Source organism: Clostridium polyendosporum, from assembly GCF_018332455.1.
GTDB classification, from domain to species: Bacteria; Bacillota; Clostridia; order Clostridiales; family Clostridiaceae; genus Clostridium_AY; species Clostridium_AY polyendosporum.
In genome coordinates this window covers 1-966 of record NZ_BOPZ01000067.1, presented here as the reverse complement: position 1 = coordinate 966, position 966 = coordinate 1, and the positions used below count along the sequence as shown (strand labels likewise).

Genomic DNA, 966 nt, shown 5'->3' with positions numbered 1-966 from the left:
AAAGTTGCGGGTTCGAATCCCGTCTTCCGCTCCAGATATGCGGGTGTAGCTCAATGGTAGAGCTCTAGCCTTCCAAGCTAGCTACGAGGGTTCGATTCCCTTCACCCGCTCCAAACAAAAGACAACTTATTAAATAAGTTGTCTTTTTATTATACTTGGTAAATAAATATATATATGCTCCCATAGCTCAGCTGGATAGAGTGGTGGACTTCGAATCCATTGGTCGCAGGTTCAAATCCTGTTGGGAGCACCAATACAAAAAGGTTCTTAGACATTAATGTTTAAGGACCTTTTTGTATATTGACTTGAAATTTAGTTAAAGCTGAGCGGGTCTGATGTCTATTTAATTTTATTTTTTGTAAATACATTAACTTATACATATGAGGTGTAATAGGTAAAATTTTGTTTAATTAAAATGGCTGAAAAAGGTAAATATAAATATGAATATAAAGATATTAAATTACCTAGGTATCTTAAAAAAAAGATGGTTTTCCTAACCTTGTTTTTGGTGAATTTAATACTTAAAAAGATAAGTTTTTAGTGTTAATGTTATTAAACTCATCCTAGTGTATCGTTTATAGCAATTAAGAGAAAAATTAAGAATAACAGAAAAATATAGGATTAATTTTAAATGTTTGTCGGTATGTTCATTGAAAGAGTGGGTTTAAGATGATAATATGTAATTCGTCGCTGATAACTTTTTATTTTGTCAGAAAAAAATAGTATTGACAATGATTAAGAGTAGTGATAAAATAGTCAATGTCGTTTAGTAATAAAGCGATAAATGATATAAAAAAATATTGACATGGCTTATTAAAAATGATAAAATGTAAAAGTCGTCAATTAAGTATATTTGGTCTTTGAAAATTAAACAGAGGAAATTAAGTACAGCAATTCTTTTGAGAGCAAGAGATTAAACTTTTAAATTGAGAGTTTGATCCTGGCTCAGGACGAACGCTGGCGGCG

General features: G+C 31.0%; 2 tRNA genes. Both read left to right on the top strand.

Annotation, left to right across the window (positions count from 1 at the left end):
* The first annotated feature begins 39 nt into the window (after window positions 1-39).
* Window positions 40-113 (top strand) — tRNA-Gly (locus CPJCM30710_RS17390).
* A 63-nt stretch (window positions 114-176) separates the two neighbouring features.
* Window positions 177-253: transfer RNA gene (locus CPJCM30710_RS17385), tRNA-Arg, on the top strand.
* Window positions 254-966 lie beyond the last annotated feature (713 nt).